10 protein-coding genes are annotated in these 22433 nt (G+C 44.1%); 9 read left to right on the forward strand and 1 reads right to left on the reverse strand.

Annotated elements, in window-relative coordinates; genetic code table 11:
- The first annotated feature begins 489 nt into the window (after positions 1 to 489).
- The 9 genes from FG28_RS02375 (at position 490) to FG28_RS02415 (ending at position 20957) form a co-directional block, all read left to right on the forward strand.
- Complete coding sequence (locus FG28_RS02375; protein WP_081894191.1) at positions 490 to 4509, forward strand: response regulator; 4020 nt, start codon at positions 490 to 492, stop codon at positions 4507 to 4509.
- Between the two features lie 622 nt (positions 4510 to 5131).
- Complete coding sequence (locus tag FG28_RS02380) at positions 5132 to 6748, forward strand: hypothetical protein (RefSeq protein WP_036379612.1); 1617 nt, start codon at positions 5132 to 5134, stop codon at positions 6746 to 6748.
- 718 nt (positions 6749 to 7466) lie between these two features.
- On the forward strand, positions 7467 to 10688 hold the full coding sequence (locus FG28_RS02385) for a TonB-dependent receptor (RefSeq protein WP_051947158.1): 3222 nt from the start codon (positions 7467 to 7469) through the stop codon (positions 10686 to 10688).
- A 24-nt stretch (positions 10689 to 10712) separates the two neighbouring features.
- A complete protein-coding gene (locus tag FG28_RS02390) occupies positions 10713 to 12386 on the forward strand; it encodes a RagB/SusD family nutrient uptake outer membrane protein (RefSeq protein ID WP_036379614.1) in 1674 nt (557 codons plus the stop codon).
- Positions 12387 to 12550: 164 nt separating this feature from the next.
- The gene (locus tag FG28_RS02395) at positions 12551 to 13954 is read left to right on the forward strand and encodes a Gfo/Idh/MocA family protein (RefSeq protein WP_036379616.1); all 1404 of its coding nucleotides are present in this window, start codon (positions 12551 to 12553) and stop codon (positions 13952 to 13954) included.
- A gap of 203 nt (positions 13955 to 14157) precedes the next feature.
- The gene (locus FG28_RS02400) at positions 14158 to 17376 is read left to right on the forward strand and encodes an FG-GAP-like repeat-containing protein (protein WP_197062541.1); all 3219 of its coding nucleotides are present in this window, start codon (positions 14158 to 14160) and stop codon (positions 17374 to 17376) included.
- 236 nt (positions 17377 to 17612) lie between these two features.
- Positions 17613 to 19127, forward strand: coding sequence for a TolB family protein (locus FG28_RS02405; protein ID WP_036379621.1), 1515 nt, complete (start codon positions 17613 to 17615; stop codon positions 19125 to 19127).
- A 119-nt stretch (positions 19128 to 19246) separates the two neighbouring features.
- Positions 19247 to 20098: a ThuA domain-containing protein gene (locus tag FG28_RS02410; RefSeq protein WP_081894193.1), complete on the forward strand. Its 852-nt coding sequence runs from the start codon at positions 19247 to 19249 to the stop codon at positions 20096 to 20098.
- Between the two features lie 19 nt (positions 20099 to 20117).
- Complete coding sequence (locus FG28_RS02415) at positions 20118 to 20957, forward strand: sugar phosphate isomerase/epimerase (protein WP_036386068.1); 840 nt, start codon at positions 20118 to 20120, stop codon at positions 20955 to 20957.
- Positions 20958 to 21093: 136 nt separating this feature from the next.
- On the opposite strand, the gene FG28_RS02420 is transcribed toward FG28_RS02415, so the two are convergent.
- Positions 21094 to 22344, reverse strand: a complete 1251-nt coding sequence (locus FG28_RS02420) for a PD40 domain-containing protein (protein ID WP_197062542.1) — start codon at positions 22342 to 22344, stop codon at positions 21094 to 21096.
- Positions 22345 to 22433 lie beyond the last annotated feature (89 nt).

Here is a 22433-nt window from a genome sequence, read left to right on the forward strand (position 1 = left end):
ATTTTGGTGTGTTAAAGACACACCAATAAAATCAACACGAACCGCTCAGTCCTAATAACCTTAATAAAACAAAATGTCCACTTAAATAGTGGATATTGGTACAAATTTGTCTCGATCATCATTATTTTACGGTTCTATGATTTTGTAAGGATCCATCTTCCCTCGAATTGAACAACGCTTCTTGTCAATTCAAGGTCTTGAGGTAAAAAAGGATGTCCCGTTTTTAGAAAACAGCGACAGGAAAAATCAAGGGCAAAGAATCACACAATGATTGGTTTTATCGCATATTTCCACCCTTGGTCACCTTTGAGATAGTCAATGCCAAAACAGATGACCTTCTTGATTTTCAATTTAATATATATCTTTAACATTGCCTTATACCGTGGAAAAATGGCTTTTTGGTCGTAGGGAAAGGTTTGCAAAAAGTCTCCGGTACGTTTATTTTTCAGAAGTTCAAAAAGATTTCAAATCCATTATGCATCAATAATTATGTTCAGTATCAATGCAACCTCAATATATGGGAAGAGAGCTTTACTCTTCTTAAAGTTAACATTGTTTTCTACCCTAACCCCATTGTTGTACTCCCAAAATATAGAGAATATCACTTTTCAAAAATTCGGAGTAAGTGAAGGGCTGAGCAGCAATGCAGTTTTTTCATCGGTTGAAGACAATGAAGGGTTTATCTGGATTGCCACCGAAGAAGGGGTAGACCGTTTCAACGGGAAGGATTTTAAGCATTACAATCTGCCCAAACTATATGAATATCGGACCGCCAACTATGTGGAATACCATATCAACATAGATTTAAACAATCGGATCTGGCTCATTACCCTGGGTGGACTGTTATATCGATATGAATCCCAACAGGATGAATTTGTCCTATATCACACCATAAGGGAAGGCCCAGAGCAAGAGGTAAATGATTTTTACATCGACCACATGAACAAATTATGGATCGGCACCTATAAAGGTGTTTATATTTTTGATCCTGACTCAAAGCTTACCAATAAAATAAAGGGGGTGGAATCCAGGACTTCTTCAATCATACAGGATGATACGAACAACTATTATCTTGGAACGGAAAACGGAATTTATGTACTGGATCCAAACAAGAACATTTTGTTCAACCTCTTGGATGAGACCCAAAATAAAAATACCGGCCTAAGGGGTTCGCAGATAGCCTCATTGTTTTTTGACAAAGAGAACAATCGATTATGGGTAGGGTCGAACAAGTTGGGGCTGTGCTCTTTCAACCTGATCAACTTTGAGTTCTCCATGCCCACTGGACTCACCGAATATAAAGGGCTTAAAGTTCGGAGCATTGTGCGTTTTTCCCCCCATGAAATTATTGTGGGAATCGATGGCGAGGGCCTATTGATATGGGACATAATCGAAGGAAGGGAGGTTGGAAAGATCACCCCGCATCAAAACGACACCGAGTCCCTGAGTTCGGCATCCGTACACGATGTTTACCGTAGCAGTTCGAATGTGTTTTTTGTAGCCACATTCAGGGGAGGATTGAATGTATACAGTCCTGGCAACCTAAATTTCAAGACCATACGGCATTATCTGTACAAAAAAAATTCCCTTAGGAATGATGTTGTGCTTCAACTCTTCAACGTGGCTCCCGATATTATTGGATTCGGAACCGACAAGGGCATCAGTATATGGGATAAGACATTGGATAAGTGGAGCCATTTGGAAATTGATCTGAACGGGGAAAACCATATTTCAAACTCGAGATCCATTTCAGTGGATCGGTACGGTAATATTTGGGCCGCTTCATATACGGATTCCACAGTCGTTTTCAAGGAAACCCAAAAATTGAACTACAAGAGTACAAAAAATTATAATGCTGACCTCACCGCTGTGAACGCAAACAAAATATACATTAACTCCGGTAACAGTATTTGGTTCAGTGAAGATGAAACTAAGCGCATTTACCATTATTCCCTTAAAACAGGACTATTGGACCATTATCCCACAGAAATTGGCAATATACAGACCCTCATGAGTGTTGGAGAGGGCTTATTGGCCATTGGCACATCCACGGGGCTTAAATTTTTGGATACAAATACGGGTCAATTAAAAAACCTTCCCTTCGTCAACACATCCCAATTAAAATCCGCAATGATCTCAAGTTTGGCGATGGATGAGAACAAACTCCTATGGGTGGGCACCCGTTATGAAGGCCTTTTCACCATCAATTTGTTCAAGGAAAGTATTCGAAGGCTTACCACGGGGGACGGACTTCTCTCCAATCGCATATTTGCCTTGACCAATAGCATGAATGGCATATGGGCCAGTACATCAAAGGGGTTGTCACAAATCGACAAATCCTTCAATGTCAACAATTTCACAAAATCCGATGGATTGACATCGGTGGATTTTAATTATGATGCCGCGCTGACCGATGCTGATGGAAACGTCTATTTTGGGACCAGCGAAGGGGTCATTACCTTCAATCCTCTGAAAATCAGACCCATTGAATCCAAGAAAACCATTTTATTCACGGACTTCTATCTCAACCATAGGCAAGTGCTTCCAGGAACCAACTCACCCCTAGATACGCTTTTGAACCATACAGAGGCCATTGAGCTCGATTACGCCCAAAACTCCTTTTCATTTGGATTTACCAGCATTGATTTCATGCATTTTGATAAAGGCACCTTCCACTGGAAGTTGGAAAATTTCGACGAGCATTGGATAAGTAACCCCGAATCCACAGTTGCAAGTTATACCAATCTAAATCCAGGGGAGTATACGTTCAAACTTAAGATCACTGGACAAAAGGATGAACTCCTTGCACCGGTAAAGCAAATTGCTTTGACTGTCAATCCCCCTTTTTGGATGACTCCTTGGGCCTACGGATTATACACCATACTTTTCCTCTTTTTGCTGGGATTGATCATGTATTCCTACCGATTGTGGATATTGACCAAACATTCCAGAAGCAAGCTAAAGTATTTGGCAAATATGGCCCATGAGATCAAGACGCCCTTGATCCTTATAAAGGCCCCTCTCAAAGATCTAATCAAAAATATGTCAATAGGTGCCCCAATACGGCAAAATCTGGACATTGCCCTCAAAAATGCCGAGAAGGTACATATGCAACTGATCCAGTTTCTGGACTTCAGAAAGTTAGAGACCAATAAAAATACCGTTAACCCACAACCCATGGATTTGATATGGTTGGTAAAGGACAAAATCTTTGCCTTTACGATCTTAGCGGAAAAGAAGAATATTTCCTTGGAACTAAAGACCGAGCTGACCTCTTTACTTATCGAATCGGATGAGGGCATTTTGGATAAGATTGTTGGCAACCTTCTTTCCAATGCGATAAAATATACTTTGGAAGGTGGTCGAGTGGTTGTTGAACTCAGGGTCAAGGACAAAAAATGTGAAATATTTGTCAAGGATACGGGCATCGGGATTCCAATGGCGGAACGAAAGAAAATATTCAGACTGTTTTACCGGGCACATAATGTCGAAACATCGGGAAGTATCGGTACAGGAGTGGGATTGGTTCTGGCCCGCGATTTAGCCCGATTGATAAACGGTAATGTCACTTTGGTCAAATCATCTTCCGAGGGTTCCATTTTCGCTGTGAAATTCCCGCTTAAACCATTGACCGATGCAGATGACCATAAAGGCGCATTCCTTGAAATGATGCTGCCAGATCAAGAGCAATCCACTTCGATCAACAAGGAAACCGTATTGGTTGTGGAGGACAACCAAGATTTAATGGAATACAGTAGGAACAGGTTGATGGATGATTATCATGTCATTACGGCCAGCAATGGCCTTGCTGCCCAAAAAATGATAAAGAACAACCTGCCCGACATTATTCTCTGTGATGTACTAATGCCAAAAATGAACGGATTTCAATTCTGTACGGCCCTCAAAAAAAATATTGAGACCTGTCATGTGCCCATTATCCTTTTCTCTGGACTGGGATCAAAGGAAAACATTATGCAAGGTTTGGAGTGTGGGGCCGATGACTATATAGTAAAGCCCTATGACTATGAACTTTTATTGAGCAAGATACAAGGGTTCTTGCACAACAGGCAGGTTTTAAAACGTAAATTCCTGCTCTTCACTGAAGCAGAGGAGGAGATTCAATTTTCCAATGAATTGGATGATAAATTTATAGCCAATCTAACCCAATTGGTGGAGGATAACCTCAGCGACCCCAATTTTACGATCAAGGACATGTGCGAGGCGATGGGGATGAGCAGAACATCATTTTATCATAAATTGAAGGCCCTAATGGATGTTTCCCCAAATGAGTTTCTGCGGACAATCCGATTAAAAAAAGGGAGAAGAATGTTGCTGGAACATGATTACAATGTCAGTGAGGTAGCCTATAATGTCGGCTTTTCCGACGCCAAGTATTTCGGAACCCTGTTCAAAAAATATTATGGTGAAAATCCATCTTCCTTTGTTGCCAACAAAAGAAAAAACCAATCAAAAGATCAAACTATTCCTTCCGGAGAAGATAAGGAATAACTATCGGAAACAACTTTTGAAAATCGCTGCGATTATGTAGGCGTTTTCAATAGAACAGGTCCTCAAAACATAGAAATACCTGAAGTTGTGAAATCTGATTTCCTTGGAATGATGGCTTTTACTTGTTCTTTGGCTTGGGGTATAAATATCAAAGATAGTGCCTTAATTGCCCTCAGACCCGTTGATCCCGGACCATAAATACCGCTCCCAGATAGTTATTCGACCACTTAAAACAAATTTTCAACCTGTCTTGACAAAAGCCGACCTACTTTCATGCAATCAAATTCCAATGGGAACTGCTAGCAACCTGAACCAATTGCTCAGTACTCGCCAGACAATGTTGTGTTTGGGCCCACGGGCAAAAGAATCAAAATTCTTTACCAAATGGACGGTCCAGATGTGATTTGGCTGGATTTATCAACCAATGCTTAAAAATTATGCCTTACCCTGCCAAGTCCATTAGTGTCGATCGTGAATCATAGACCAACTAAACATGGGATGAATATATCCATTATCATACAGTCAACAGAACGGATTTCGAATTATTCCCCTTTGGTAGTTTCCATTTGCTACGATCCGAAAATGCAAGGTTGCTTGGTATAGACAATAAATAAACAAAAAAATGAAGGACAAACCTATTTTGAAAAACAGAAAGGACTTTATTATTCTAATTTTACTTATAATTATTGCTTTTTTGGCTGTCGGAAAGTGGCTTAAAGGTTCCCCTACGGAAAGTGTCCAAGCCTTGGCCGAAACCTCCGACCTACATATGCTCCAGAGTCGGGCCGCTTTGATCGATACGGAAACAGAAGGACAGCGTACATCTGTCACAAGCTCCAATTTTAGGGAACACCTGCCTTATACGGAAACAAAAGGCCAACGCACATCTGTCACAAGCTCCGATTCCAAGGAACTCCTACCCTATCCGGATGTTAAAAAGGGGGAACGTACACCCTTTGACCTTTGGAATTACGGGGGAAAGGGCAAAACATCCTTTGGCTCCCCCCAATTGCCCATGTCGTGGAATGAATGGATTTCCTTTCACAAGGAACAAAAGCCAGAATTGATGCGTGATGTTAAAAAGTATATGGCCTCGCGTTACAATTTTAGTGGAAAGGCAATACATGGTGCCTATATGTCAAGCGGAAGAAAAAAAATTATGGATGGACCCGTGGCCCGTTTGGCTAAGGGCGTTTCCTCATGGGAAGAACTTGGAGCAATGACACCGGAAGAAATAAAGGACCAAGATCTATTTCCCTATAAACCACTGGCCCATCCATTGCAATCAGTGGCTCATATGGTGTTTCCCGATATGTGGAACAAGGCCCACCCAGAACATTTGAGAATTGATGTCGATCACGATTTTCCGGATTCATATCTGCCTGAATTTCCGCCCCCAATGTATCTTACCACCCATAAAGAGCTTGGTGATGTTACGGAGGGCAGGGAAATTACATTGGCCAATTATTATGAAGTTTTCAACGGTTTGCTCACACCGGAACAAATGGAGGGCCTAAAGGAATTGTTGAGGCCCACTGCCACCACATGGTTCAACCATACGACCCACCGGGTTACCCCAGAGCCCAGTGTTGGGGTTTCCTGTTTTTCCTGCCATGTGAATGGACATACCAACGGGGCCTTTGAATTGGCCCCTGATTCACGACCCAATATGGCTAGGTTGCGCACGGACACCCCTACCATGAGGGGCAACTACCAACTGATGCAACTATCTTCAAAGCGATCCATACGCAGTATGGACCATTTTGCGGAAGTTGAGGAATACTTTGACGGAGATCCTGGAATGCAGCAAAATATTGGTCCACGTTCCCAACAAAGACAGGTTACCAACCGCATGGGCGACTTTAACAGCATCCTTGATTTTTCACCAGCGCCCAAACTAAACCCGATGGGCAGGCTAATTCCAGAAAAAGCAACAGAACAGGAACTGAAGGGTGAGATGATATTCTATGGAAAAGGCAAATGTATCAATTGCCATTCCGGCCCCGCTTTCGTTGATGATTACATGCATGACCTTCAAGTGGAACGCTTTTACCACGGAAGGCCCGAAGGCCCCATCAAAACCTTTCCCCTAAGAGGAATCAAGGATTCCCCTCCATATCTCCACGATGGACGTTGTCCCACACTGGGAGACACCGTGGAATTCTTCAACCTTGTACTTGAACTGGACCTTGAAAAGGAAGAAAAAGAGGCGTTGGTGGCCTATATGTTATGTCTTTAGTCTACCAATCGATATTGGATCAAACCTAGACTTTGGGCCATAAGAATAACCCCATCCATCAATCCACAATAAAACTATAGATCCCTTTTGAAAAGGGACCTATCTAGTTTAATTGAGGTGAACAGCATTCTCCTTTATGGCTACCTCGTTCCGCTTTGTAGAAATACAACGTCTTGGACGACCGGGTATAATTGTATTTTCCTTTACAGAAATTTCCATTTAGTCAGGAACACTATCAGCGTTAATGGCAAGAACCCGATCAATGAATATCGCTCTATGGGATACATTTCTTGAATGCGTCCTTAAAACGTTCAATGATAATCCAAGAACAATCCTCACAAATACCCCTCACTCCATACATAATTTTCTAAGGGGAGCAAGAAATGGGGAACGAAAAACGTATGGGAAATTTCCTTCAAAAATTCCTCCTGTATAGAAATTTTCTTATGGATATTGACCTTACCACACCACAAACACCTATTCAGGAATTCCAAATATTTACTTCATGCACCTCATTATCAATGTTTTAAATACTTAAAATGAATCATGATAATAATTCGACTTCTTAAAACTGTTATTCGACCTAATCCGAATTAAGTAAGGTTACTTTCACATTATCTAACGCTATGAAAGTCCTCCAACCCTCTGGAACCCTATCTGGTGGATTGGCAACGGAACTTCATTTTTAACCTTAATTAACTAACAAACTGAAATCATTATGGATCAAAGAAAAGTCTATCATCGGATAGGGCCCAAAGAAAAAAGGTTGCCCAGAACCATTTGGCTCCTATCAATGATTATTTGTCTATGTACGCAGATCACATGGGCCAATTTTGAAAATCGGGTCGAAAGTCCCAAAAATTCTGTTCTTCAGCTGACCATTACCGGAACCGTGACCGATGCCAGTGGAATGCCCTTACCTGGCGCCAATGTGATTGTCAAGGGCACCACCAATGGCACCACAGCGGATTTTGATGGTAACTATTCCATTGAGGCCGGCAGCGATGCTGTTTTGGTCTTTTCATACATTGGGTTTACCACCCAAGAAATCGCCATTAATGGAAATTCGACCATTGATGTCACATTACAGGAAGATGCCAGGCAATTGGATGAGGTTGTCATTACAGGTTATACCACACAATCCAAGGCCACGGTCACAGGAGCAATGGTGCAAGTCGATACGGAGGAAGCCTTGGATGTCCCGATCCAAAATGCGGGACAGGCACTCCAAGGTAGAGCATCGGGTGTACATGTCGTTGGCGGAGGACAACCGGGCAGTACCCCATTGATCCGCATCAGGGGTTTTGGTACCACCAATGAGAATGGCCCTCTATTGGTCATTGATGGCATGCAGACCACGGATGCCAATATCTTGAGTCAGATAAACCCCAACGATATACAGTCCATTAACGTCCTCAAGGATGCTTCTGCTGCCATATATGGGGCAAGAGCTTCCAATGGTGTTGTCATTGTTACCACAAAATCGGGATCCAGGGATGAAAAGCCCTCCATCAGCTTTAGCTCCTATGTAGGCTTTCAAACTGTAGCCAAAACACAGGATGTTCTCAATGCACAACAATTGGGTGACGTTCTTTGGGAAAGTTTCAACAATGACGGTGTCACCCCGACCCATCCCCAATATGGCAATGGCCCTACCGCCACAATCCCAGAATTCATACGGGGAACGGATACCATGCCCTATGACGTGAATGACAATAAAATTACCCGGAGTGGTGATACCCGTTGGTTGGACGAGATATTTCAGACAGGTATTATCCAAAACTATGACCTATCCGTCAGTGGTGGCAATCAAAAAAGCCGTTATCTGATGTCCGTGGGATATCAAAATACGGAGGGGATACAATTGCATACCGGTTTTGAGCGAATCGTTACCCGGATCAATACAGAATTCGACATTCTGGACAATGTTCGTGTTGGGGAACATTTAAGCGCCTCTTTCACCGATCAGCTTGCCCAGAACCAAGTGGGAAATGCCCAACGCATGCCCCCATTGGTCCCCATATATGACGAAGCTGGGAACTTTGCCGGTGGAGGACCTTCAACCGCAGCGGGTCTGAGCAACGTGTCCAATCCTGTAGCGGAATTGATTCGTGGGAAGGATAATTTCGATCGGGCATTACGCCTTATTGGGGATGTTTATACCGAAGTGAAGTTCTTGGATGGGTTTACCGCCAAATCGACTTTTGGATTCAACGTGGTGGACAATTTGTCAAATGATATTGCAAGGGCCAATCCAGAAGCTCCTGAACCAAAGACCAATGCACTCACAGAGACCCAGAGCCGTTCCATTTCCTGGATATGGAGCAACACCTTACGTTGGGATAAAGATTTTGGTGAACACAACATCCAGCTATTGGGCGGTGTTGAGGCCGTTAAGGAAGATTTTAGGATAACCTCGACCCGAGTGCAGAATTTCCTTTTGGAGGACACTGATTTCTTCATTTTGGGAGCTGGAACGGGAACGCCTTCCATAATAGACAGTCGTTGGGAGGCCAGTACATTGTTCTCTTTCCTGTTCAATGCCAATTATTCCTACAAGAACAAATACTTGGCTTCAATTTCATTGAGGCATGATAAAACCTCTCGTTTCGCCGAAGGAAACAATACCGGTCTCTTTCCGTCAACCAGCGTTGGTTGGGTCGTCAGTGAGGAAAACTTTATGCCCGATGATTCTTGGCTGTCTTACTTAAAACTAAGGGCATCCTATGGCCAACTTGGAAATCAAGATATTCCAGTGCCTAACCCCGATGTCAACATTTTAGAGGCACAACAGGAGGTAGGGTTTTATCCCATAAGTGGTGCTTCCGTGGCAACGGGTGCCATTCTATCCTCCTTGGGGAACCAGGATTTAAAATGGGAACGTTCCAATCAGTTCAACATTGGTTTGGACACTAGGTTCTTTGATGACAACCTGAGCATATCTGTGGATTACTTCAACAACACCACAAAGGATATGATCATAGCGAGCCCATTGCCAACAACATCCATTGATGCCAATCCAGCATTCATTAATGCGGGCGAAGTGAACAACAAAGGGGTTGATTTCTCCATCAACTATTTCAACCCTGACCAAACATCCCAACTAAAATGGGATATTGGATTGAACGTATCAGCCTATAAGAATGAGCTTGTAAAGGTCAACAGTAACAACCCCGATGCATTTTTGAATGGATCTGTATTTAGATCTGGAACCATTACCAGAAGTAGTAGTGGACAGCCTATTTCCTACTATTTTGGACGTGACGTTATTGGAATTTTCCAAAACACCAATGAAGTGTCCAATGCTCCTGATCAGGGATTTGCCACTGCTGAGGACGGTGTTGGTAGGTTTAGGTACCGCGATATTGATGGAAACGGCGTGATCAATGATGATGACCGGACCATTCTAGGAAATCCACATCCAGATTTCACCTATGGGATAAATGCCAATTTGAGCTACAAGGATTTCTTCATGACCCTATTCCTCCAAGGGGTTCATGGAAACGAACTGTACCATTTCGCAAAAATCGAGAGCGATTTCCCAACATTCCTTAATAGCAATAGAAGTGTAAGGGTTTTGGATTCTTGGACACCTAACAATACTGATGCCAGCCTTCCGGCTCTCAGCACCAGTATCCGAAACAATGAATCCCAACCAAACTCCTACTTTGTAGAGGATGGATCCTACCTACGTCTACGGAACATTCAAATCGGGTACAATTTTGAAATTCCCAGTTTGAGCATCACCAATGCCAGGGTCTATGTGCAAGGAACAAATCTTTTCACAATAACGGATTACAACGGATCCGAACCTGAAATTGGTCAAACTGCCGCTGGAGATGATCCAAATCCCCCTGCAGGTGATCTAACCATAGGAGTTGATGATGGACGATTTCCACAACCTAGAACATATATTTTAGGCTTGAACTTCAACTTCTGAACATAACTTTAAAAACTCACTAAAATGAAAAAAACAATAGTCAAAACACTTTGCGTTTTCTTAATACTTCTTTCATGTTCTGAGAATTTCACGGACATTGCACCCAAGGGAAGTCTTAATTCCGATGCATTGGCAAACGAACAGGGGGTCGATCTTCTTTTGATCGGGGCCTATTCCATGCTCGATGGATTTCGGTTCGGTCTTACCCAGGATTACAGATCAAGTGGTGATAACTGGTGGTTTGATGTAGTGTCGGACGATGCCCACAAAGGAGCCACCAATGGGGACCAAAATGAACTTTATTTGTTGGAACACTTCGACTGGGCCACCAACAATCCCTACATCAGGGACGAATGGGTCGGACCGTTTGCTGGGGTCAACCGCGCCAATGCCGTCCTTGCCCAAGCCGCAGCCATCGAAGGTGTGGATCTTACCCAACAGATAGCCGAGGCAAGGTTTCTAAGGGGACATTTTAATTTTGAACTGCAACGTACCTTTCGGAACATTCCATTTTTGAGCGAAGAGGACCTCAATGACCCCAATAAACCGAACCCCGGCCCAATATGGGATAAAATCGAAGAGGATTTCCAGGCAGCCATAGACGACCTACCAGAGGTAAGTGGCGAAGTGGGAAGGGCCAATAGTTGGGCCGCCAAAGCGTATTTGGGCAAAGTTTATCTCTATCAAGAAAAATTCACCGAAGCATTAGCCGTGTTCCAGGATGTCATTAACAATGGGCCTTACGGGCTCCATACTGAATATGTGGACAATTTCAACCTCCGTGGGGAAAATGGAGTGGAGGCCGTCTTTAGCATCCAATTTTTCAACGATAGTGGAGATTCCTTCAATGGAAACCGGGGAGGTGCCCTAAACCATCCGGGAGGTGGACCCTTGAATACCTGCTGCGGCTTTTATCAGCCCTCGCAAGACCTTGTAAACTCCTTTCAAACAGATCCATCCGGTCTGCCTCTATTGGATACATGGAACCAAACGGATGTCACCAATGACCAGGGCATTGCTTCCGATGAGCCCTTTACGGTGCATAGTGGACCTTTAGATCCCAGATTGGACTATACCGTTGGGAGACGGGACATTGATTTCAACGGATTTGGAAGAAATCCAGGTTTCGATTGGGTAAGGGTGCAATCCGCAGGGGGGCCTTATTTAGCGGCCAAAAACACTTACAGGGCCTCGGAGCCAGAAGCACGGTCCACGGGAGGGCCATGGGGCCAAGATCGCTCTGGAATAAATTACAATATCATACGTTTTGCGGATGTATTGTTGATGGCCGCCGAGGCAGCAGTGGAAACCGGTGATCTGGATACTGCACTTGACTATGTGAACCAAGTCCGGACCAGGGCCAAAAACATGACCTATGTCCCCACCGTGGAAGGCGTGAACCCAACAAATTATCAAGTGGAACCCTATGTTTCATTTCCCGATCAAGCGTTTGCAAGGAAAGCCGTTCGTTTTGAAAGAAGACTTGAATTGGGCATGGAGGGCCACAGGTACTTTGATTTGGCACGTTGGGGAGTACTGGAATCCACCATGAACACTTACTTCCCCAATGAAGAACGAACCATTCCGGGTATAGACCTTGGCATTCCTGTATTGCCGAAGCACAGTGTTTTTCCAATACCCATAGAAGCCATAGATTTGAGCAATGGTGTATTGGAGCAAAATCCAGAATGGCAATAAAAACAAGTATCACTACCTTCATTTTTATACCAAAGGGTGCTCGTCGGGAATTGCACCCTTTGGTTTTATCGATAAATATTTATTGGGAATTTGAAGGGTTCTAAAAGTGGCCATTTTCATGATGAAGGGCAACTAAAATTTTGATTCCAAAAAAACAACGAACAATGAAAAAAGCAAGTTCAAACCAAAGAAGGTCTTTTATAAAAAAGCTATCGGGAACCGCATTGTTGGCAGGGACAACACCCACTTTGATGTTGGGAAATTCAAAGGACAGGCCCTATTTTGCCATCAATGAGCCCCAAAGAAAATATACTCCTAACGATACCATCCAAATAGCGACCATTGGAATGGGCATCCAAGGATTCAACGATACCCGTGCAGCCTTGGCTACACCGGGAACAAAACTAGTGGCAGCTTGTGATCTCTACGAAGGGAGGCGAAAACATGCCAAAGAAGTCTTTGGCAAGGATATATTCACCACAAATGATTATAAAGAAGTTTTAAAAAGGAGCGATATTGATGCCGTTATCATAGCCACGCCCGATCATTGGCACGATCGGATTTCCATGGATGCCATGGACCACGGCAAAGCTGTTTATTGTGAGAAACCGATGGTACACAACATCGAGGAAGGATGGGCCGTCATTGAAAACCAAAGGAAGAACAACAAAGTGTTCCAAGTGGGCAGTCAACGGGTAAGTTCTTTGGTCTATAAAAAAGCAAAGGAACTGTACGACGATGGAGCAATAGGGGAATTGGTACTGGCCGAAACCTGGAACGACCGTCAATCGAACCTTGGTGCCTGGAATTATTCCATACCATTGGATGCCTCACCGGAAACCATTGACTGGGACCGCTTTTTGGGAGATGCACCAAAGATTGCCTTTGACCCCATACGTTTTTTTAGGTGGCGAAACTATCAGGACTATGGCACCGGTGTGGCCGGAGACCTGTTCATCCATCTATTCTCCGGTATCCACTATGTTATCGGCTCCTCCGGCCCCTCCAAAATGTACACTACCGGAGGCCTTCGCTATTGGAAGGATGGCCGTGATGTGCCCGATGTCATGATTGGGTGTTATGATTATCCTGAGAGCAAAAACCACCCTGCGTTCAATATGCAGATCCGTGTAAACTTCATTGATGGTGGAGGTGGTGGGGGAAGAATCCGATTGGTGGGCACCGAAGGGGTCATGACCGTAGGCGGGAACTCCGTCAGGGTCACCCGGAGCAAAGTATCCGATCAACCCGGATACGATGGTTGGGACTCATTCGATACGTTTGACGAGGCCAATCAACGGGAATTCGAAAAATGGTACAAACAAAAATATCCCACTCCTCCGGCCAATGTTGCGGAAAGCGGCGAAATGGAGTTCAGGATCAGCAACAACTATAGTGATCATGAGGACCATTTCTCTAACTTTTTCGATTCCATGCGCACGGGCAGTACCGTAGTGGAAGATGCTGTTTTTGGGTTCCGTGCCGCTGCCGCTGCCCTAGGGGCCAACAAAAGTTATTTTGAGCAAAAAATAATACATTGGGATCCAGAGGCTATGAAATTTGTTTAGAAGCGATGGTATTGGCCAAATCATGACATTTCCAAAAACTTCCTTACAAATAACATAGATAGTTTAGAAAGTGAATCACTTAAAAACTTTTTGTCCATATTATGACCAAGACCCTGATTAAAAGCCTTCTCTTTCTGGCAATATCCATTTTTCTGTCAGCTTGCACGAATCAAAATCCTGAGAGCGAAACAAAAAGGTTCACATTGCTTGACAGTGCATCCACCGGAATCACCTTCACCAACCAATTAACAGAGAGCGATTCCTTAAATTACTTCACATACCAGTACATGTACATGGGTGGTGGCACTGCTATTGGTGACATCAACAATGACGGCCTTGCCGATATTTTCCTAACCGGAAATATGGTGGACAACAAGCTTTACCTGAACAAGGGAGGAATGAAATTCGAGGATATTACCCAAACTGCAGGAATCAGCGGTGATTCCAGGTGGTATACAGGTGTGAGCCTTGTGGATATCAACAATGATGGCCACTTGGACATCTATCTTAGTGTTTCAGGGAAAAATGGGAACAAAAGCAATCAACTCTATGTCAACAATGGGGACCTGACTTTTTCGGAAAGAGCTGGAGAATATGGTATAAACGACAATGGCCAATCCATACAATCCACATTTTTTGACTATGACAAAGACGGGGATCTGGATTTATTCGTCATCAATTATCCCATAACGGACTTTAAAACGGCCAATACGGTATATCGAATGATGATAAACCGGGCGGATATGGCAAAGAGCGATCATTTGTACACCAACAACGGCGACGGTACATTTACCAATGTTACTGAAAAGTCCGGTTTACTGAATTTTGGTCTCTCGGTGAGTTCCTCCATTGCGGATTACAACAACGACGGATGGGACGACATCTACGTTTCCAATGATTTCAGTACCCCGGATTACCTCTATATCAATAATGGGGATGGCACTTTTACCGATAAACTGAGCGAAGCCACAAAACAGGTTTCGTTTTACGGGATGGGTACGGACGCCGAAGATGTGAACAATGATGGATTATTGGACCTCGTCCAAATGGATATGGCCCCGGAGGACAATCGGCGTTCAAAGGCCAATATGGCCAGCATGAATGTCGGTCTTTTTTGGAGCACGGTCAACCATGGGTTCCATTACCAGTACATGTACAACTCTTTTCAGCTCAACCAAGGCATGGATGCCGATGGTCTTCCTATTTTTAGCAACATTGGATGGATGGCCGGCATTTCCTCCACGGATTGGAGCTGGGGTCCCCTGATAGCCGATTTTGACAATGATGGTTGGAAAGACTTGTTCATCACCAACGGAACCCGTAGGGAAATCAACAACAAGGACTTTTTTAAGAACCTTGAAAAAGACCATGTTGACCTCAATAAGGCCTCTTTGGTCGATTTGGTCAATGAGATGCCCTCAGAAAAAATTGACAACTATATTTTCAAGAATACCAATGGGCTACAGTTCAAAAAAGTAAACGAGGATTGGGGCCTGACCTATAAAGGGTTTTCCAACGGGGCCGCCTATGGTGACCTGGACAATGACGGAGACTTGGATTTGGTGGTGAACAATATAGATGATACGTGTCGTGTGTTCCAGAACAATACCTCAGAAATCAAGGATGGGCATTACCTAAGGGTTAAACTGGTATCAGATCAACCAAACCACATGGGTATTGGTACCAAGGTAACGGTCATAAGTGGCGGCCTGACCCAATTTTTCCATTTGAATCCAACCAAAGGGTTCCAATCCTTTATGGAGCCAGTGCTTCATTTCGGCTTGGGGAAGAGCAACAAGATCGATTCATTGATGGTGGATTGGAGCGATGGTTCCCGGGAAGTTTCCGTGGACATCAATGCGGACCAGACCCTAACCTTCACCAAAGGTGAAAATCAAAAACAGGAAAGACCTGAAGCCACGATGGAACAGATGTTCCAATTGACCCTTCAGAAATTTGACACGATTTTCTGGCACAGTGAAAACCCCTACAACGATTTTGGCAAACAAGTACTGCTTCCGCACAAATTATCAAATTTTGGTCCCGCCATGGCCGTTGCCGATATCAATGGGGACGGACTTGATGATATCTTCGTAGGAAATGGCGCCGGATTTCCAGCGGCCATGTATGTACAGCAACCTGATGAAACTTTTGTTTTGACACATGGAATCTGGGAACAGGACAAAAAATATGAGGACTTGGGTGCCCTATTCTTTGATGCCAATAATGATGGCAACCAGGATCTGTATGTTGTCAGTGGAGGCAATGGGTTTACGGATGAGGAAATGTTCCAGGACAGGCTATACTTGAACTTCAATGGTACTTTTCAGAAATCGGAAGGGATCCTGCCAAAGATCACGGGAAGCGGTTCCCGTGTAATTCCATCGGACATTGATCATGATGGGGATATCGATCTCTTTGTGGGGGGAAGGATCTCACCACAAAATTATCCAAATCCAGGTCGAAGCTACTTGCTGGTCAACCAAATGGACCAAGGTGTTCCAAAATTTGTGGATGCCACGGATGAACTGGCCCCTGGGCTGGCTGATATCGGCATGGTCACCGATGCGCTTTGGAATGATTTTGATGAAAATGGCACCACGGACCTAATTGTGGTGGGGGAATGGTTGCCCTTGACCATTTATAGTCAGGAAAATGGAAGATTCATCGACAGGACATCGGATTTTGGTTTTGCGGATACCACAGGGTGGTGGTCCAGTATCGACGGTGCGGATTTCGATAAGGACGGTGATGTCGATATCATTGTCGGCAATCTCGGATTGAACTATAAATATCAGGCGACCCCAGAGGCCTCCTTTGAGTTATACGCCAATGATTTTGATGAGAACGGAAACACGGATATTGCCCTCGGATATCACAATGAAGGAGTTCTATACCCGGTAAGGGGACGGCAATGCTCCTCAGAACAAATACCGGCAATCCAACTTAAGTTCAAGGATTACAATTCGTTTGCCCAAGCTTCTTTGGAAGAAGTATATGGCAAGGAAAATCTCAAGGAGTCCCAACATTTTACCGTAAAGTCCTTCGCCAGTGTCTTACTGGAAAACAAGGGGAAGGGCAGCTACGAATCAAAGCAACTTCCTTTGATGGCCCAATTATCTCCCATCAACGATATTTTGATCGAGGACTTCAACAATGATGGCCTTCTCGATGTGATCATCGGAGGCAATCTGTACGCGTCAGAAATCGAGACCCCTCGCAACGATGCCTCAATAGGCCTACTGTTACTGGGTGATGGTGAATGTGGTTTTAGCCCAATGCCCTATTCCAAAAGTGGGATAAACATGGCATATGACGTTAAGACCCTTGGCTTGATAAAGAAGGACAATGGATTCAGCGTAGTGATTGCCAACAACCAAGGACCATTGGAATTACTTTCACAGTCATTCCCTGTTCCTTGATCCAAAAAAGCAATAACATGTAAAAACCTTCACTGAAGAATACTCCGAATGGAACAGGGTTCACATGTTCCAAAATCTCGGGCATGTATCCCGACCAATGCATTCACAAAAGATATAATTTCAACCTTTAATAACAGCTTTTCTACCTAACAAGTGACGGGGCTCCCTAATATTGTCCTATCTAAATTTTAACTGATCAAGAATTTATCATTTCACTAAAATCCGCTCTTAAACTCATGAAAAATACGATTACTTTACTTTCGTTGTTCCTATTATCCCTAATCACAATGGCTCAAGAAAATCCAATAGGCATTTTCCAATACAACAAAGATATCGGCAATCCTAAATTGGCCGGTTCGGCCGCATATAATGATGCCACCCAAACCTACACCATTAAAGGTGCTGGATATAACATATGGGGACAACGCGACGAGCACCGTTACCTGTACAATAAGGTCAAGGGTGATTTCATTGCCACGGGCAACTTCAAATTTGAAGGCATCAACGAGGTGCATCGAAAGATTGGTTGGATGGCCCGTGCCTCGGAAGATGACAATTCGGTCATGGTTGGGGGATTTTTACACGGTGATGGCCTGACCGCTGGTCAGTGGAGGGAACGAAAAGGAGCGGCCATGCAAAATCCCTTTGATGATGTTTGGGCCGCCAAATCCTACTACGATATCATCCAATTGGAAAGGCGGGGCAATACCTTTATTGTCAGGGCTGCCCATGAGGGAGAACCCCTTCAACTCATAAGCTCAAAAAAGTTGGAGTTCATGCCGGAAGAAGTCTTGTTGGGAATCGTTATTTGTTCCCATGTTGAGGATGTCATTGAAAGTGCCAACGTATGGAATGTGCGGATCGACCAGCCGGTTGCCGAAGATTATGATCCAAGTGCCGAAGGGTGGATCGGGTGTAGATTGGAAACTATGAATGTTTTTGATGGCAAACGTAAGGTCATCTTTGAAAAGGACAGTCGTTTTGAGGCACCCAACTGGATGCCAAACGGCGATGAACTGTTGTTCAACATGGAAGGATCACTTTATACCATACCAGTGTCCGGAGGCGAACTGGAAAAGTTGAATACCGGCTCGGCGGACAGATTGAACAACGACCATTGTATTTCCTTCAATGGGAAGTTGTTGGGCATTAGCCACAACGATGGCAATGGCTCCAATGTATTTTATTTACCACTTGAGGGCGGGGAACCTGAACCTGTGACAACGACCCCCCCTTCCTACCTCCACGGATGGGCCCCAAACAACAGGGACTTGGTATATGTGGCCAGGCGCAATGGATCTGACATCTATGATATCTACAAAAAATCGATTCGGGGCGGAAATGAGGTGAAGCTCACCAATAATGGGAAGTTGGAACATGTTGACGGATGTGAGTATTCCCCTGATGGAAAATACATTTACTACAACGGGTCCAAAAATGGCGGAACCATGCAGTTGTGGCGAATGAAACCTGATGGTAGTCAAAAAGAACAGTTGACCTTTGACCAATATAACGATTGGTTCCCCCATATTTCCCCGGATGGAAAATGGATCGCCTTTATTTCTTTTATGCCTGACATTACGTTGAACGCACACCCATCATACAAAAGGGTAATGTTACGGTTGATGCCAACTTCGGGAGGTGCACCAAAAGTGATTGCGTATTTGTATGGAGGCCAAGGAACCATCAATGTAAATTCTTGGTCACCTGACAGTAAGCATATAGCATTTGTTAGCAATTCGGGTAAATGAGAGTTTAAGTTAGTTTTTTTTTAGTTTAGTTATTACCAAGTTTGAATTGCATGAGAAGGAAGGTCACCAGCTTTCCTTCTCATTTTTCCAAGCGAATCAAAAACAAAATTTTCTAAGACATGAAGAAAAAAACAAATTTCCCTATTGAACTCAATTGCAAAAGCAAAAAGAAATGTCTGTTCTTTCATTTTGGAACACTTCTGTTTGTATTCCTTTTTTTTACTGAAAGCACTGTGGCACAAAAACAGTTCAAGGCCCTATTGATCACAGAAACTGCCGGTTGGCACCATGAATCCATTCTCAATGGTATTCAGGCCTTGGAAGAACTTGCACTGACCCATAATTTTGAACTCCACCGACAACAAGAGGCCAGAAATATTACGGATGAAGGCCTTAAAGAATATGACGTGGTCATTTTTTTAAGTACCACGGCCAATATCTTCGATAACGGGGAACAGGCTGCTTTTGAAAGGTATATCAGATCAGGCGGGGGATATGTGGGCATCCATGCCGCATCCGATACAGAGTATGAGTGGGAATGGTACACCCAACTGGTAGGACGTATGTTCCACATCCATCCCGTCCAACAAACTGCCAAACTAAAAATAGTCGACCATAATTTCCCCGGCCTTGAACACTTTCCCGAAACCCTGTTGTGGACGGACGAGTGGTATGAATTTGGCAAAGAAAATGTGAGTGGATTGAACTATCTCATCAGTGTAGATGAAAATACCTATGACCCAGAGGTGATTTGGGCCGATCGGGACCTGACTGCCTCCGGTGAAAAAGTCGACCGTGTTGGCAGGGGAATGGGCGATTTTCATCCCATAGCATGGTACCATGAATTTGATGGAGGTCGTGCATTTTACACGGCCCTTGGGCATATTGAAAAAACATATCAAAACCCATGGTTCTTGGCACATCTCTATGGTGGTATTTTTTATGCCGCTACCGGCAAAGGAATTGAATAACAACAAAAATTTAAATAGGATGATTACACGAAAAGAATTTTTATGGCAATCAGGGGCCTTTACTTTGGGAGCCCTGCTCCTGCCTTCTGCCTGCGCAATGGGTGGAAATAACGTAAAACAGGAATTGGGTATCCAACTGTACACTTTTAGAGATCAAATGGTGAAAGATCCGAAAGGTACTTTGGAACAGATAGCCAAAATAGGAATCAAAAAAATTGAGACCGCAAGGAGCAATAAGGGTCATTATTATGGACTGTCCCCAAAAGATATGAAATCCACCTGCGAGGCTTTGGGGATGAAATTGGTGAGTGGACATATCCATCTGGATGACCAGTGGGAACAGACCATTGAGGAGGCCGTAGCTTCCGGACAGGAGTATCTTATCTGTTCCACCATGCCCACCAATGGACAAACATCCGACAATTACAAAAAAGTGGCCGATGCCTTCAATAAGGCGGGAGAAGACTGCAAGGCGGCAGGACTCAAGTTTGGGTACCATAACCATGAATATGAGTTTGAATCCCACAATGGAGAGGTCCTATATGATGTACTTTTGGACAATACGGATGCCGACCTTGTGCACATGGAACTCGATCTGGGTTGGGCCGTGGTGGCGGGCAAGGACCCGTTGGATTATTTCAACCGATATGAAGGTCGTTTTCCCCTATGGCACCTCAAAGATATGAACATGGAAGAAAAGGTGAGCACCGAATTTGGAAAGGGCGGTCTGGATGTTCCCCTTATGTTAAAAAATTCAGAGAAATCCGGTGTAAAACATATTTTCATTGAGCAGGAAGAATATGCAACAACCCCTTTGGAAAGTATGCGTCACAATATGGAATATTTGGGCAATTTATAGATAGGGTCTTGCCAAGCAATAATGCAACCCATTGAATACAAAAAAGCAGCCTTAACCCAAAGGCTGCTTTTTGTTGACCAAATGGCCGCCGGTTCGTTCCATAGTTTTATAAAACGTACAGCCATGCAGCATTTCACTATTGTGACGTGCTCACGAAAACCAAGGATTTACTGTCAGGGGACCACGCATATTGATCAAAACTGCCCTTACCCCCATAGAAATGTGCAATGGTCTTCGGCGCCCCCGCCCCAGTTGGCATGATTTTGATACTTACGTTCTGGAACCGCACTGGTTCATCAGGTTTGGCATCATGTGGCATTGACAGAAAGGCCACCCATTTCCCATCTGGTGATAGATGTGGGTACCAAGAATGGTCCAAACCGTGTGTCAATTGAACAGGCTCATTGCCATTGGCCCGTTTTCGCCAAATTTGATTGGTCGATCTTTTCCCCTCATTATAATATACAAACTTGGCTTTGCCCTTTCTTTCTGGCCCGTCCATTCTATCTTCCGCCACTATGGGGGCGCCCCGTCCATTGACGGGAACGGAATAACTTCTATTCCCATCAAGGAAATAAATGGCTTTTCCATCCTTTGAAAAACTTGGGGAGGCCAACCCATGATCCGATATGTGTAGAACGTTCCTTTTTCCGGTTTCTATATCAACGGTTTCCACCCTGCTTCCCCTGACCACTCCTTCATGTGATGCTGTTTCCACCAAATGGTTTGGGTGCCAATTAGGGGCAACGGGTTTGGAAATCCGCACATTCCATATTTTGGCCGTTTGACGATCCTCAGGATCATGGGCCAACACATAGGGCCCAACCAGAACCTCATCCTTTAAATCGGGCATGGTCAGGGTCTCCATTTCTTCCAAGGGTTCACCGGGATGGGCAATCCGCATGGTAACGGAATTTCCCAAACGTTCCAATTGTATGATACTCTCCCCAAAATACTGTTTGGGGAAAAATATCTCATCCTCGGGATCTCGCATATAGGCCCCACTCATCAAACGCCATTGCAGTACCACCAATCCATCTCCGTGCAAACAGGAATTGATGCTTACGGCATCATCTTCGGTAGATTCCCGTATCATCCACCCCGTCTTTCGATGGCCGTTGCCATCTTCGTTTCCTACAAGTTCAAAATTGGCCGTTAGGATAAAATCCCCTTTTATTTTCTTAAAGAGAAAATGGAACTCATCATGGTTGAACCAAATATTACTGCCCCCTCCTGTCAAGGTATAGGTCTGGGTGGCCTCATCATATGTGGAAGATCCCGTTACGGCCGGATCACCGATGTCCAAGGCCTGCTCGAAATCCCCAATTTGGGCAAAGCAACCCATGGTGGAAAATACAATGCAAATACTCAATCTTAATTTTTTCACGATAGTACTGATTTTTTAAATAAGGTTTCGATGCACACTTGTCCAGAATTTTGGAGGGGTCGCATCATTTAAAGACAAGGCTAAATGTA

The sequence above is a fragment of the Muricauda sp. MAR_2010_75 genome (assembly GCF_000745185.1).
GTDB lineage: Bacteria > Bacteroidota > Bacteroidia > Flavobacteriales > Flavobacteriaceae > Flagellimonas.